Source organism: Hyphomicrobiales bacterium, assembly GCA_002869065.1.
In the GTDB taxonomy this organism is placed as follows: Bacteria; Pseudomonadota; Alphaproteobacteria; order Rhizobiales; family Rhodobiaceae; genus Rhodobium.
Map to the genome: position 1 here is coordinate 255,543 of PKTR01000001.1, position 13,768 is coordinate 269,310.

Consider the following 13,768-nt stretch of genomic DNA (forward strand, 5'->3'; position numbering starts at 1 on the left):
GACTCCGGTGCCATGTCCCAAGCTGCCCCCGCCGCCAACGGTTCCCGCCTTGCCGTTGTCGATATCGCCCGACTTCTCGGGATTTTTCTCGTTTATCACGGCCATCTGGTCGAGCGGGCGATGTATCTCGGAAACGCCGCGGCGGCCGCGCAGTACAAGTTCATCTATTCCTTCCACATGCCGTTGTTCTTCGTCCTTTCCGGCTTCATCGCCAAGGATTGGGCGGCAGAGCAATCGCTCGGGCGGTTCCTCAAAACACGGCTGACCTCGCGCATCGTGCCGCTGATTTTCTTCAATTTGCTGCTCGTGGTGCTGTCGTTCATCGCGCCGCGCGATTTCCCGCCATTTCCGCTCGACAGCGCGGAACACTATCTCGGCGCGGCGATCAGCAGCCTTCTCAACCTGCCGATCTTCAACGTACCGACCTGGTTCCTGATGTGCCTGGTCTCGGTGGAGGTGCTTCACTTCATCTTCTTCCGCTTCCTGCGCGGATCGGACATGCGCATCGTCGCGGCCATTGTCGTCTTCTATGCGGTCGGATTCGTCGCCAACCGGGAGTTCGACTTCGTTCGTCTGATGGATCCGTTTCGCTGGAACTGGTGGTTCCTCAACGAGGCGGTGACGATGTACGCCTTCTACGTGCTCGGCGTGATGCTGCGCCGGCGCGGGGTCTTCGCTACGGGTGAGGGGAGCCGCTGGCTCTATGCGGGTTTCGCCGTCGCAGGGTTCGCAATCGTTGCCGCGACCTACGGCCTCAATGAAGGGCCGTTCCGGTTGAACATCGACGCGGTTGTCATTCTGGTCGCTGCCCATGGCGATGCGCTGTGGTTCCCGATCACGGCGGTTATCGGCTCGCTGGCGGTACTCTGCCTCGCCCGCGCGTTGCCGCCGTATCGATGGATCACCTATATGGGCGCGAATGCGCTGACCCTGTTCTGCCTAAACGGCGTTTTCTACCACCATATCAACGGGCCGCTGGCCGCATGGTTCACGGCCTCGCTTCCGCGGAGCGGCGTTTCCGTAGCGTTCTTCTTTGCAGCAGCAACGGCAGTGAGTCTGGCGCTCACCGTGCCGGTTGTCATTCTGCTGAACAGATATCTGCCGCAACTGATCGGGCGGCCGACTGTCAGCGGACCAATCCTGCCGCGCCTTCAGTGATCGGTTGAGCCAAACGGGTCGAGCCCGACGACGTCAGACGCAATCCGCGAGCGTTTCGTTGATCAGGTGGTCGACGACGGTCCTGAGCGCGGCATCATTGTCCGCGCCGTTTGCGATTGCCGCGTCGTAGACCGCGAGCTGCCGGTCCGCCGATGTTCCGTTCGCCGCGATCTCGCGAGCGTGTTCAACGGCGGCCAGGCACCCGAAATGCTCCGCGTCCGGGCGGATGAGTTCGAGCAGTTCCTCGACGAGTTCGTGATAGGGCACCCGCTCGCCACGGCCGAAATCGACCATGCCGCCGGACACGCCCTCGCGCTGCGCCAGCCAGCGATTCTGCGAAACAAGGAACGGCGAATATTGCCGCCAGCGCAGGTTCGAGTGGCGCAGCCGCCACAACATGCGGGTGATGCAGCGAAACAGCGCGGCAATGGCGATGGCGTCGTTCAGTCGGGTGCAGACGTCGGTGACGCGCATCTCAAGCGTCGGAAAGCGCGCCGAGGGGCGCAGGTCCCACCAGATCTTGGTGCCGTCCTCGATCAGGCCGGCTTTCACGAGGACATCGATGGTGCGCCGGTATTCGCCCGGGCTGTCGAAGCTCTGCGGCAGGCCCGTGCGCGGCAATTCGTTGAACACCGACAGACGGTAGGACTTCAGCCCCGATTTCCGGCCGCGCCAGAACGGCGAGGACGTAGACAGCGCCAAAAGGTGCGGCAGGAAATAGGTGAGCTGGTTGAACAGGTCGAAGCGAAGCGCCTCATCCTCGACCGCGACATGAACGTGCATGCCGCAGATCAGCAAGCGGCGAACGACCACCTGCATCGATTCGGCCAGCTCGTTGTAGCGGTCCTTGTCGGTATGCGGCTGCTGGTCCCATTCGGCAAACGGGTGAGTCGACGCGGCAATCGGCGCCAATCCATATTCCGCGGCCTTTTCCGCAATCGTCTTGCGCAGGCGGGAGAGCTCCTGGCGCGCATCGGCAATTGTCGGACAAACAGGTGTCCCGATCTCGATCTGACAACGCAGGAATTCCGGGCTGACCGAGCCGGGCGGCAGGGCGGCCTGACAGGCCTCCATCAAGCCCGGCGGAGGATCGCTGGCGAGATCGCGGCTTTCCTTGTCGACGAGGAGATACTCCTCTTCGATGCCGATTGTGAAACTGGGTTCGTTCGCGCTCATGCTCGCATCGTGCCTCAACATTCGCGCGAGGACCATACCGTTTTTTGGCGAAAAACGGCGGTTTGTCGCCGATCTGTCCGGTTCTTCTATGGGATTGAAAGTGGCGTGAAAACGCCCGTGAAGCCAGCCGGATAAGGCCATAACGAAAGTTAGACGGCAAAAAAGCGGAATTTAGAAAACCAAAAATGCCGCTCGCATGAAAATGCGCTCGGCATAGATTGGAACCTTTCTTTGAAGTATTCTAAAGAGTCAATGCGGGAGCGCAATGCGACAAAGTGAACGTCGGGATAAATTTCGTAGTGTTATCGACAACGCTACGAAACCAGGGGAGTTCCTAATGTCCCGAAAAGTAACGGGTTTGTGCGTGGCCTTTGCCGGCGCGCTTCTGGCTGCCACCTCGTTTGCCCATGCAGACGATGCCTTGCTCGCTGAAGCAAAGGAGATCTTCAAATCCATCCCGTCAGTCGTACCTGCCGTAAAAGATAACGCAGTGACCGGCGAAAAAGTCGAACTTGGAAAGATGCTTTTCTTCGATCCGCGCCTTTCCGCTTCGGCTTTGATCTCGTGCAACACCTGCCACAATCTCGGCATGGGTGGTGACGACAATCTCGAAACGTCGATCGGTCACGGCTGGCAGAAGGGCCCGCGCAACGCGCCGACCGTTCTCAACGCTGTCTTCAACACCGCCCAGTTCTGGGATGGCCGCGCCGAAGACCTGAAGGCCCAGGCCAAGGGTCCGGTCCAGGCTGGCGTCGAAATGGCGTCGACCCCGGCTCGCGTCGAAGAGACCCTTTCGAGCCTTCCTGAATATGTCGAACGCTTCACCAAGGCGTTCCCGGGTGAAGAAAAGCCCGTGAACTTCGACAACATGGCGAAGGCCATCGAAGCGTTCGAAGCCACCCTCATCACGCCGGCCTCGCGCTTCGACCAGTTCCTCGAAGGCAACATGGCCGTGATGACCGGTGAAGAAAAAGCCGGCCTGAAGCTGTTCATGGATAAGGGCTGCGCGTCCTGCCACAACGGCATCAACATCGGTGGCGACGGCTACTATCCGTTCGGCGTCGTCGAGAAGCCGGGTGCCGAAATCCTGCCGGCGAACGACAAGGGCCGCTTCGCGGTGACCCAGACGGCGGACGAGGAATACGTCTTCCGTGCAGGCCCGCTGCGCAACATCGAGCTGACCGCTCCGTACTTCCACTCCGGCATGGTGTGGGATCTCGAGCAGGCCGTGGCCATCATGGGCACCAGCCAGCTCGGCGAAGAGCTCACCGGCGAGGAAGTCAAGGCCATCACCGCGTTCCTGAAGACGCTGACCGGCGAACAGCCGACGGTGACCTATCCGATCCTTCCGGTCGAAACCAGCACAACCCCGAAGCCGGAAGCCATGGTCGCGCAATAAGCCGCGTCGAATATTCCCTCAGGCGGTCGCCGCCTGAGGGGCTTGATCTTCCGGGCTGCTCCGGGGTCCGCCCCGAAATCGAGAGCCATCGTTGGAGACGGCCCGGAAGCCAGACAAGACCTGCAGGCGGCCTCCCGCCTGCAGGTTTTTTCGTGTCGCGACCGGGTTTGCATGGCGAGCATCCGACCGCGCCCTGCCGGCACGTGGCGGTTTTGTTGCTATTCCTTCGCAGGAGTGGTCATTTCTGTCGCAGGCGTGTATAACCCGCGCGCGCAGAGCCGCATCACCGTCGAAGACGGGCGTTCGGCCTTGCCGCCCGCATGGTGCGGGCAATCGATCCCATCAACGCAACGGCTTGAAGGGAAGAGCCTGCCGGAGACGGCGGGGAAGAGCGTTTTCCCTGATGTGTGACGGTTGCGCACGAAAAGCGGAAACGCAGACGGAAAGAGTGACGGAAGAGTTATGACGGAGCAATGGTCCCCGAACAGCTGGCGTTCCAAGCCGGTCGTTCAAGTTCCCGCATACCCCGACGCAGACGCGGTACGGGATGTCGAACAACGTCTCACGTCGTATCCGCCGCTGGTGTTTGCCGGTGAGGCGCGCAAGTTGAAGAAGGCTCTGGCCGAGGTCGCGAACGGTCGCGGTTTCGTTCTCCAGGGCGGCGACTGCGCCGAGAGCTTTGCCGAACACCACGCGGATACGATCCGCGACTTTTTCCGCGTCTTTTTGCAGATGGCGGTCGTGTTGACCTATGCGGCGGCCTCGCCGGTCGTCAAGATCGGTCGCATCGCCGGCCAGTTCGCCAAGCCGCGTTCATCCGACTGGGAAGTCAGCGGCGACCTCAAGCTGCCGAGCTACCGAGGCGACATCATCAACGAAATCGGCTTCGACGAGTCCTCCCGCGCGCCCAATCCCGAGCGCATGGAGATGGCATATCGCCAGTCCGCGGCGACGTTGAACCTGTTGCGCGCCTTCGCGCAGGGCGGTTACGCCAACCTCGACCACGTCCACCAGTGGACGCTCGGCTTCGTCAAGGACAGCCCGCAGAGCCACCGCTATCAGGAGATCGCCGACCGCATTTCCGAGACGCTGGCCTTCATGCGGGCCTGCGGTGTCGAGCCCGACACCACGCCGCAGCTGCGTTCGACCGACCTCTACACCAGCCATGAAGCCCTGCTTCTCGGCTACGAAGAGGCGCTGACGCGCATCGACTCGACCTCGGGCGACTGGTACGCCACCTCCGGCCACATGCTGTGGATCGGCGACCGCACCCGCCAGCCGGATCATGCCCATATCGAGTTCTGCCGCGGCGTGAAGAACCCGCTCGGCATGAAGTGCGGTCCGAGCCTCGAACCGGATGAACTGCTGCGCCTGCTCGACATTCTGAATCCGAACAACGAAGCCGGCCGGATGACGCTCATCAGCCGTTTCGGCGCCGAGAAGATTCATGAATACCTGCCGCGCCTCGTTCGTGCCGTCGAGCGCGAAGGTCGCAAGGTCGTGTGGTCCTGCGATCCCATGCACGGCAACACGGTCAAGGCCGCGACCGGCTTCAAGACAAGGCCGTTCGATCGCGTTCTGAAGGAAGTGCAGGGCTTCTTCGAGGTGCACCGCGCCGAGGGCAGCCATCCCGGCGGCATCCACATCGAAATGACCGGCTCAAACGTCACCGAGTGCACCGGCGGCGCCAAGGCGATTTCCGAGGACGACCTGTCGGCGCGGTATCACACGCATTGCGATCCGCGGCTCAACGCCGATCAGGCGCTCGAGCTGTCGTTCCTGATTGCCGAGAACCTCAAGAAGGAACGCGACGAGCACCCGAACAAGGTGGTCGCCGGCGGTAGCCTCTAAGCAACGTCGCGCCCTTTAGGCCTGACATCAGAAACCGCGCCGGGACTTCCGGCGCGGTTTTTCTTTGCCCGGAGACGTGCGGGGATTCCGCTCGGGGGCTCTTTACGGCTATCGTTTGCTGATCCCATCGGGGCAGGGGAGTGCAGCATGTCGACATCCTTCCAGAACCAAACCGGCGACGACGACCGCCATACCGGGCAATGCCTGTGCGGTTCGGTTCGCTATTCCGTTGTCGGGCCGCTGCGCCCGGTGATCGGCTGCCATTGCCGTTCGTGCCGCCGACAGTCAGGCCATTTCGTTGCCGCGACCCAGGCACCGCGCGTCGCAATCGACATCGACGGCCTGAAAAACATCACCTGGTATCAGGCCACCGACGCCGCCCGGCGCGGCTTCTGCCGCAAATGCGGCAGCCTGATGTTCTGGGAACCGGTCGGCGGAGACGTGCTCTCGCTGATGGCCGGGTCGATGGATGAACCGACCGGCCTGCGCCTGTCGGCACACATCCATGTGTCGGAAAAAGGCGACTATTACGACATTGAAGACGACCTTCCGCAGTTCTCCGCGCGCTGACGGCAAGCTCTGTTGAACAATCTGTTTCTGGAAAGGCGTCTTTCGCCGCGCCGTGCCTCGCATACATTCCGGTCAACGAAGGAGATGACACATGACGTCTTTTGCACCGGTTTTCATTTCGCACGGCTCGCCCGCGCTGCTGCTCGGCCAGTCGGCCGCCCGCCAGTTCCTCGCCGATTGGGGCGCGGACCTGCCGCGCCCGCGCGCCATCCTGTCAATCTCGGCCCATTTCGAGACCGACCGCCCGGTCGTCGTCACCGACCCGGAACCGGAGATGATCTACGATTTTTACGGCTTCCCGCGGCCGCTCTACGAGATCGTCTATCCGGCGCCCGGCGACAAGGACCTCGCCGAGCAGATCGCGCTGCATCTGCACGAGGTCGGCCTCAAGCCTGCGATCACCGAAAAGCGCGGCTACGATCACGGCACCTGGGTGCCGCTCGTCGTCAGCCATCCCAAGGCCGATATCCCGGTCGTCCAGCTCTCGATCCAGCCCGACCTCGACCCGGCGCACCATTACCGCCTCGGTCAGGCACTGGCCGGTTTGAAGGACGAAGGCATCCTGATTTTCGCCACCGGTTCCATCACGCACAATCTGCGTGAGATGGTCCGCGAGGTGCCGGAGGAGGCTGGCACGAACGGGGTCTTCCCCTGGGTCGCCGAGTTCGCCGACTGGATCGCCGACAAGGTTGCGGCGGGCGACGTCGACGCGCTGCTCGACTACCGCGCAAAGGCGCCGCACGGTGTGCGCAACCACCCGACCGACGAGCACCTGCTGCCGCTCTTCGTCGCGCTCGGCGCGGCGGGCGAGGGCGCACGCGGCAAGTTGCTGCACGAATCCGGTCAGCACGGTGCGCTGCGCATGGACGCCTACGCGTTCGAGAAAAGCGCCGCATAACCGCGCGATCTCGCCGGAATCACTTCCTCAACATCACCGCCTAAACGACTCGCCGGACTCGTGAATTCGGGCCCGGCGAGCGCGTTTGCGCGCCCGGTCGTTGAATCTGCATGTGAAGACGTTGAATCAGTTTGTGAAGCGGTCGGACTAACCCCGCGGGGATGCGCGGCATGAGCGCCATGCATCTCGGCGATTGCGGGTCACCGTGCGGTCGGTTAAACCGGCGACTATGACCAACGCTCCTCTCGATACTTTGCGGCTGGCCGTTGCCCAGCTCAATCCGATCGTCGGCGACATCGCCGGCAACGCGGAAAAGGTGCGCGCTGCTCGTCGCGACGCGGTGGCGCTTGGCGCCGATCTGGTGCTGTTCCCCGAACTCTTCATCGCCGGCTACCCTCCGGAGGATCTGGTGCTGAAACCGTCCTTCGTTGCGGCCTGTCGCGAGGCGGTAGAGACGCTGGCGGCCGAGACCGCAGACGGCGGCCCCGGCATCATCCTCGGCACGCCGTGGACGGAGAGCGGCAAGCTGCACAATTCGGTGGCGCTTGCCGACGGCGGCAGGATCACCGCCATGCGCCACAAGGTCGAGCTGCCGAATTACGGCCCGTTCGACGAAAAGCGCGTCTTCGCGCCCGGTCCGCTGCCCGGACCCGCCGATTTCCGTGGCATTCGTCTCGGCCTGCCGATCTGCGAAGATGCCTGGGTCGAGGACGTCTGCGAATGCCTTGCCGAGACCGGCGCCGAGCTCCTGCTGGTGCCGAACGGCTCGCCCTATTGGCACGACAAGGCCGATCTGCGCCTGCAGGTGATGATCGCGCGCGTCGTCGAGACCGGTCTGCCGCTGGTCTATGCCAATCAGATCGGCGGTCAGGACGAGCTGATCTTCGACGGCGGTTCCTTCGGCCTTGCTGCCGACCGTACGCTCGCCTTGCAGATGGCCGACTTCGAGGAAGCGATCGCCCTGACCGTCTGGCAGCGCGGTGAGAATGGCGTCTGGCATTGCAGCGAGGGGCCGATGGTCCCCGCGCGTGAACGCTCCGACGCCGACTGGCAGGCCTGCGTGTTGGGCCTGCGCGACTACGTCAACAAGAACCGCTTCCCCGGCGTCGTGCTCGGCCTGTCGGGCGGCATCGACTCGGCAATCTGCGCGGCGATCGCCGTTGACGCGCTTGGACCCGACAAGGTCCACTGCGTGATGCTGCCCTACCGCTATACGTCGGAGGAAAGCCTGTCGGACGCCGCGCTCTGCGCCGAGGCGCTCGGCGTGCGCTACGACATCGTGCCGATTGTCGATCCGGTCGAGGGTTTCGAGCACGTGTTGGCCGGCCTGTTCGAGGGCCGCGAACGCGACGTGACGGAGGAAAACCTGCAATCGCGTGCGCGCGGCACGATCCTGATGGCGATCTCCAACAAGTTCGGCGACATGGTCGTGACCACCGGCAACAAGTCGGAAGTATCGGTCGGCTATGCGACGCTCTATGGCGACATGAACGGCGGCTACAATCCGATCAAGGATCTCTACAAGACCGAGGTCTACCGGCTCGCGGCCTGGCGTAACGACCATCTGCCGAGCGGGGTTCTCGGGCCCGCAGGCGAGGTGATCCCGGCGAACATCATCACCAAGGCGCCGACCGCGGAGCTGCGCGAAAACCAGACCGATCAGGACTCGCTGCCGCCCTATGACGTGCTCGACGACATCCTGCAGGGCCTCGTCGAGAACGAGGAAAGCGTCGCCCAGATCGTTGCGCGCGGCCACGATCAGGCCATCGTCAAGCGCGTCGAGCATCTGCTCTATATCGCCGAATACAAGCGACGGCAGGCGGCACCCGGCGTGAAGATCACCCGCAAGAATTTCGACCGCGACCGGCGCTATCCGATCACCAACCGCTATCGCGATCCCGCAGGGGCAGCGAAATGAGTGCGACCGTCCGCTTCGCGCCGTCGCCGACCGGCTACATCCATATCGGCAATGCGCGCACCGCGCTGTTCAACGACTTGCTGGCCAAGAAAACCGGCGGGCAGTTCATCCTGCGCTTCGACGATACCGACACCGAGCGCTCTCGGACTGAGTATGCCGACGCGATTGCCGAGGATCTCGGCTGGCTCGGCATTGTGCCCGACCGTGTCGAGCGCCAATCGGCGCGCATCGAGAGCTACGACGCCGTTGCCGAGGACCTGAAATCGCGCGGTCTGCTCTATCCCTGCTACGAGACCGCCGACGAGCTGGAGCGCCGCCGCCGTCTGCAGCGCGCTCGCGGTTTGCCGCCGGTCTATGACCGTGCAGCCCTGTTGCTGAGCGACGAAGAGCGTGCCGCCTTCGAGGCCGAAGGCCGCAAACCGCACTGGCGCTTCCTGCTGCCAAATTTCGACAGCGACCCGAAAGCGATCCGCCGCACCGACGTTACCTGGACGGATCTGTGTCGCGGCGAGCAGAGCGTCGATATCGGCTCGCTCTCCGATCCGGTTCTCGTGCGCGAGGACGGCAGCTACCTTTACACGCTGCCGTCGGTCGTCGACGACATCGATATGGGCGTGAACCACGTCGTGCGCGGCGACGATCATGTCACCAACACGGCGGTACAGATCGCGCTGTTCAAGGCACTCGGTGCCGAACCCGCCCATTTCGCGCATCACAATCTGCTGACCACGGCGAGTGGTGAGGGGCTCTCGAAGCGGGTCGGCTCGCTCTCGATCCGCTCATTGCGTGATGAAGGGTATGAGCCGATGGCAGTCGCCTCGCTCGCCGTGCTGATCGGCACCTCGGAGGCCGTTCACGCCTATCGATCGCTCGAAGACCTGACCGAGCATTTCGATCTTGCAGGCGTTTCGAAGGCGCCGGCGCGCTTCGATCCGCACGATCTTGTCGGGCTCAATGCGCGCCTGCTGCACGAAACGGATTTCGAGGAAGCGGCCACTCGGCTGGCAAAACTCGGCGTCGGTGGCGGAGAAGCGTTCTGGCTTGCCGTGCGCGGCAATCTCGCAACCTTCGCCGAAGCCGCCGACTGGTGGGCGATTGCCACCGGCGATGCCGTTCCTGCGTCATCGGCCGAGCGCGATGGCGACTTCCTCGCAGCCGCCCGCGAGACGCTGCCGGACGAGCCATGGGGCAATGAGACCTGGAAGGTCTGGACCAAGGCTGTGCGGGAGAAGACCGGCCGCAAGGGCAGGGAGCTGTTCCTGCCTCTGCGTCAGGCGCTGACCGGCCGCGATGCCGGCCCGGAACTGGCGCTGCTGCTGCCGTTTATTGGGCGGGAAAGAACGCTGGCCCGACTCGTCTGACCTTGCGTTCGCTCGGCTTGGCGGCGCTGGCGATGAGGCTCGACGGGTTGGCGGTCGCAAGCGGCATGAACTGGCCGCGCAGATTGGCCAGAGTGTCAGGATCTTCGCCAAGCGCGGGCTTGTCTTCAGGCACCGGCAGCTTGACCCGGATCGTGCCCGACTTTAGCGCATCGTCGTCGCTCAGCAGCGCGGTTTCGCCAGCCACCGTAACCGGTGAGGTGAGGCCGCTGGTGCTGATCGGCGTCATCGACGGCGTCACCCGACCGCAGCTGCACGACGAGTTGAACGCCTGACGGTAAGCGAAGGCGTAGTCCTTCTCGGCGTAGGGCACGCCCGAGACGGTGGTCATGTCTTCGGATTCCTCGCCCGGATTGCGGTGCACGAAGAGTTCGACCTCGGCGTCCGGGCACATCTTCTGGCAGACCAGCTTGTCGCGATAGAAGTTCCGTTTGCCGGTCGAGAAGCTGATCGGGAAATAGTAACCGTCGCAGGTGCGCACGCACAAAGTGCGGAACGTGCTGCCGTAGACGTTGACGTCGTCACTGAACCCGCCGTCGTCATAAGCGCGGTCATCGGGCCATTCCTGGCGGGCGCTTGTCGGCAGTGCGCGTTCGTCTCGGTAGCTGTCGCGGCGACCGTCATGGAAATCGTAACGCCGGTATTCCGCCATCGAACGATCGCGCGGCCGGTCGCGGAACAGCATGCCGAACAGGCCGTTCGACCGGCGTTCGCTGCGTGCTTCATAGCGCGCTTCGCGGACACGGACCTGCTCGCCGCAGCGCATCCGGCGCATGCGGGCTTTGATCGAGCGGATTTTGCTGGTGTTGCTACTTCCGCCGCCGGAGAACTTCCGCACGCCGGCATTCAGCTTGCGCAGATTGGCCTGCATGCGGCCGATCTTCTTGGTCAGGCCCTGACACAGCGGCGTGCCGCGCTTGGCCCCCGAACATCCCTGGCGATGGGCATAGGACTGGGTTTTCTTCAGCGCCGCGTCCTGCTGGCGCGATGCGCGCGACCACTTCTGCCGTTTTGCGGCATTCCCCGCGTTGCCGCCCTGATGCGCCCGGGCAAGCTCTGCCTCGAGCCGCGCACAAGACGCGCTCTGCGCGGTTGCTTCGCCGATCCCTGCAAGCGCGATCAACGCTGCTGCAAAGACTGCACCCGCTGTCGCCGAAATGGCGCGCCGTGAACTCATGACTGCGGCCTAACCCCAATACGCACTACATGTGGGCATGCGTCATGCGAAATGTCCCCGAAACGGCATAAACGCGCCGTTTCTACCCAGGATCACTATGACGAGGCGGCGATGCGAATTCAAACAAAGCCGCAGATTTAAGTAAACAGAGACCTATCGCGGTAAGCAGCCGTTAGGGCCTTTTTGTGAATTCACAGTGCGCGTCGACGTAGCAACGTGCCGCATGGCTGCTTCCAATCGGTGCCTTCGGTTTCGCTACTTCCTGACCACATAGTCGGCCGTTTTTCCGGTCCCGCGCTCACGCACGAGACGTGCCTTGTCGTCGGCCAGCGCCCATTGCTGGCAGTCTTCAGGGGCAGGGCGCGGGGCCGTCAGGACGCGGCAGAAGAACGCGTCGTCCCAGCGCCAGGTCCCTGTCAGCGTCTTGCCGTGCCAGGTACCGTTCAGCGTGCCGTCGTTGTTGACGACAAAGAAGTTCGCCTCGTCCTTCGGGTCGGTGATGCGCGGCCCGACGAGAAGCTCATTGAAGGTCTCGAGCTTCGAAATGACGGTGTAGCCGTCATCGGCGGCCAACAGCGTGCCGCCGCCGGGAAGCGTCATCGCCACGCCGATTGCGGCCGCTGCGGCCAGCAGACGAAATTTCTTCGACGTTTTCATGGTCTTTCTCCCCACACAAGCCATGGCAATCGCCATGGTGCAATTGACCGCTCTTGCGGCGGTCTGAAGAAGGAATAAAGGAAAAAACAAAGGAAGAATCGAGCTGCATCAGGTCCGCGACGCGCAAAAAAAGCACAACAGAAAGCAAATGCTTTCGAGGGGAGGCTCAATGCTGCGACCGCGATTGGGCCGACTTCGCAAGTTGGCGGAATTATAGCCTATTTTGCCGCGCCTGTTAAGAAACCAGCGGTGTACCATCGCCACCACTGCCGATGAATACCAGCAGGCAGGACGGGCGGCCATTCGTGACCGACCGAGCGCCGCTCAGGCCGCGTCGGGCTGGTTGTCCGGGTGGGCTTTGACGAAGGCCGGAAGGGCGGCGGCGGCTGCATCGATCGCGACGATCTTCGGGAAGGCTTCGAGCGGCACGTTGAAGCGGCGTGCGTTGAACACCTGCGGAACCAGATAGACCTCGGCAAGGCCCGGTTCCTCGCCACCCGCGAACGGCGTGTCGCCGAGCAGCGCCTCGATGGTTGCGAAGCCCTGCGTGATCCAGTGCGCGTACCATTCGCTGACGCCGGCCTCGTCGGCACCGAACTTGCCGCGCAACAGACCGAGCGAGGAGAGGTTGTTGAGCGGGTGGATATCGCAGGCGATCACCGCCGCGAGCGCACGCACATGCGCCCGTGCGACATCGTCCTTCGGCAACAAGGCCGGCTCGGGCCAGCGTTCCTCGATGAATTCGAGGATGGCCGGCGACTGGATGATCCGGGTGCCGTCTTCCAGCTCCAGCGTCGGCACGCGCCCCTGCGGGTTGACCGCCTTGTAGGCCGGCTTGTGCTGTTCGCCGCCGTCGCGCACCAGGTGCACGCCGACATGCTCGTAGCCGACGCCTTTCAGATTGAGCGCGATGCGGACCCGATAAGCGGCGGAGGAGCGGAAGTAGTCGTAGAGCTTGATCATGACGTCTGGCCGAGCGTTTCGCTGGCCAGCACCTCGGCCTGGTCGATCAGCCGGGCGAGGATGATGTCGAAGGTCTCCCGCTCCGCGTCGCTCAGCACCGAGGCCAGCGCATCGGAGAAGGTCAGCGCCGACGGCACGAAGGAGTCGTAGACCGACTGGCCCTTCGGGGTGAGACGGAGGAACGCCTCGCGCTTGTCCGACGGGTTTGCCTTGCGCTTGACCATACCCTTTTCTTCCAGCGCCGCGACGGCGCGCGACACCTTGGTCTTGTGCATGTGGCTGTGGGCGCCGACCGCCTTTGCCGTCATTGAGCTGAACTGCCCGAGCGTTGCGACGACGCGCCATTCGGGAATGCTGATGCCGTAGCGGTCGGAGTAGTGCCGCGAAAGCGACTGGCTGACCGTTTCGGCCAGAACGTTGAGTCGATAGGGGAGGAAGTTCTCGAGCTCAAGCGTGTCGGGGGCCGTTTCGGTGCCTGAATTTTTTGTCGTCATCGTCCGTTACCGGTTGTCGTTCCGCGCATCTGCGCCGCAGTCCTATGGCAGCATTTCGCGGTGTGCAAGTGCCCCGCAGGCGACTCATAAAACACCATTCAATGCAATATGCCGTGGGTGCGACGTAT

General features: G+C 63.2%; 12 protein-coding genes. 7 read left to right on the top strand and 5 right to left on the bottom strand.

All coding sequences use genetic code 11. From position 1 onward, the window contains the following. The first annotated feature begins 12 nt into the window (after positions 1 to 12). The gene (locus C0606_01235) at positions 13 to 1,158 is read left to right on the top strand and encodes a hypothetical protein (GenBank protein ID PLX39193.1); all 1,146 of its coding nucleotides are present in this window, start codon (positions 13 to 15) and stop codon (positions 1,156 to 1,158) included. Positions 1,159 to 1,191: 33 nt separating this feature from the next. Here the strand turns inward: C0606_01235 and C0606_01240 are convergent, their stop codons facing one another. Then, positions 1,192 to 2,334, bottom strand: a complete 1,143-nt coding sequence (locus C0606_01240; GenBank protein ID PLX39194.1) for a carboxylate-amine ligase — start codon at positions 2,332 to 2,334, stop codon at positions 1,192 to 1,194. 337 nt (positions 2,335 to 2,671) lie between these two features. Here C0606_01240 and C0606_01245 point away from each other — a divergent pair, with 337 nt between their 5' ends. The 6 genes from C0606_01245 (at position 2,672) to C0606_01270 (ending at position 10,331) form a co-directional block, all read left to right on the top strand. Then, the gene (locus tag C0606_01245) at positions 2,672 to 3,733 is read left to right on the top strand and encodes a cytochrome C peroxidase (protein PLX39195.1); all 1,062 of its coding nucleotides are present in this window, start codon (positions 2,672 to 2,674) and stop codon (positions 3,731 to 3,733) included. Positions 3,734 to 4,195: 462 nt separating this feature from the next. Further along, on the top strand, positions 4,196 to 5,584 hold the full coding sequence (locus C0606_01250) for a 3-deoxy-7-phosphoheptulonate synthase class II (protein PLX39196.1): 1,389 nt from the start codon (positions 4,196 to 4,198) through the stop codon (positions 5,582 to 5,584). Between the two features lie 147 nt (positions 5,585 to 5,731). Then, positions 5,732 to 6,154, top strand: a complete 423-nt coding sequence (locus C0606_01255; GenBank protein PLX39197.1) for an aldehyde-activating protein — start codon at positions 5,732 to 5,734, stop codon at positions 6,152 to 6,154. A 91-nt stretch (positions 6,155 to 6,245) separates the two neighbouring features. Then, positions 6,246 to 7,052 (top strand): dioxygenase, encoded by an 807-nt coding sequence (locus C0606_01260; protein ID PLX39198.1) that lies wholly within the window; start codon positions 6,246 to 6,248, stop codon positions 7,050 to 7,052. Positions 7,053 to 7,281: 229 nt separating this feature from the next. Then, the gene (locus tag C0606_01265) at positions 7,282 to 8,970 is read left to right on the top strand and encodes an NAD+ synthase (protein ID PLX39199.1); all 1,689 of its coding nucleotides are present in this window, start codon (positions 7,282 to 7,284) and stop codon (positions 8,968 to 8,970) included. After that, positions 8,967 to 10,331 carry a glutamate--tRNA ligase gene (locus C0606_01270; GenBank protein PLX39200.1) on the top strand — a complete coding sequence of 455 codons (1,365 nt, stop codon included), beginning with the start codon at positions 8,967 to 8,969 and terminating at the stop codon, positions 10,329 to 10,331. Before C0606_01265 ends, C0606_01270 begins: the two co-directional genes overlap by 4 nt. On the opposite strand, the gene C0606_01275 is transcribed toward C0606_01270, so the two are convergent. The 4 genes from C0606_01275 to C0606_01290 all read right to left on the bottom strand — a co-directional run bounded on the left by C0606_01275 (position 10,294) and on the right by C0606_01290 (position 13,640). Continuing rightward, positions 10,294 to 11,526, bottom strand: a complete 1,233-nt coding sequence (locus tag C0606_01275) for a hypothetical protein (GenBank protein ID PLX39201.1) — start codon at positions 11,524 to 11,526, stop codon at positions 10,294 to 10,296. The two genes, C0606_01270 and C0606_01275, sit on opposite strands and share 38 nt — an antisense overlap. Positions 11,527 to 11,781: 255 nt before the next feature. Further along, on the bottom strand, positions 11,782 to 12,183 hold the full coding sequence (locus C0606_01280; protein ID PLX39202.1) for a hypothetical protein: 402 nt from the start codon (positions 12,181 to 12,183) through the stop codon (positions 11,782 to 11,784). Positions 12,184 to 12,507: 324 nt separating this feature from the next. Beyond that, on the bottom strand, positions 12,508 to 13,143 hold the full coding sequence (maiA, locus tag C0606_01285) for a maleylacetoacetate isomerase (GenBank protein PLX39640.1): 636 nt from the start codon (positions 13,141 to 13,143) through the stop codon (positions 12,508 to 12,510). Further along, complete coding sequence (locus C0606_01290) at positions 13,143 to 13,640, bottom strand: transcriptional regulator (GenBank protein PLX39203.1); 498 nt, start codon at positions 13,638 to 13,640, stop codon at positions 13,143 to 13,145. The genes maiA and C0606_01290 overlap by 1 nt, the downstream gene beginning before the upstream one ends. Positions 13,641 to 13,768: the final 128 nt, after the last annotated feature.

Coding starts and splice junctions, on each gene's coding strand:
- C0606_01235 (PLX39193.1), top strand. CDS start 13: ATGTCCCAAGCTGCCCCCGCCGCCAACGGTTCCCGCCTTGCCGTTGTC.
- C0606_01240 (PLX39194.1), bottom strand. CDS start 2,334: ATGAGCGCGAACGAACCCAGTTTCACAATCGGCATCGAAGAGGAGTAT.
- C0606_01245 (PLX39195.1), top strand. CDS start 2,672: ATGTCCCGAAAAGTAACGGGTTTGTGCGTGGCCTTTGCCGGCGCGCTT.
- C0606_01250 (PLX39196.1), top strand. CDS start 4,196: ATGACGGAGCAATGGTCCCCGAACAGCTGGCGTTCCAAGCCGGTCGTT.
- C0606_01255 (PLX39197.1), top strand. CDS start 5,732: ATGTCGACATCCTTCCAGAACCAAACCGGCGACGACGACCGCCATACC.
- C0606_01260 (PLX39198.1), top strand. CDS start 6,246: ATGACGTCTTTTGCACCGGTTTTCATTTCGCACGGCTCGCCCGCGCTG.
- C0606_01265 (PLX39199.1), top strand. CDS start 7,282: ATGACCAACGCTCCTCTCGATACTTTGCGGCTGGCCGTTGCCCAGCTC.
- C0606_01270 (PLX39200.1), top strand. CDS start 8,967: ATGAGTGCGACCGTCCGCTTCGCGCCGTCGCCGACCGGCTACATCCAT.
- C0606_01275 (PLX39201.1), bottom strand. CDS start 11,526: ATGAGTTCACGGCGCGCCATTTCGGCGACAGCGGGTGCAGTCTTTGCA.
- C0606_01280 (PLX39202.1), bottom strand. CDS start 12,183: ATGAAAACGTCGAAGAAATTTCGTCTGCTGGCCGCAGCGGCCGCAATC.
- C0606_01290 (PLX39203.1), bottom strand. CDS start 13,640: ATGACGACAAAAAATTCAGGCACCGAAACGGCCCCCGACACGCTTGAG.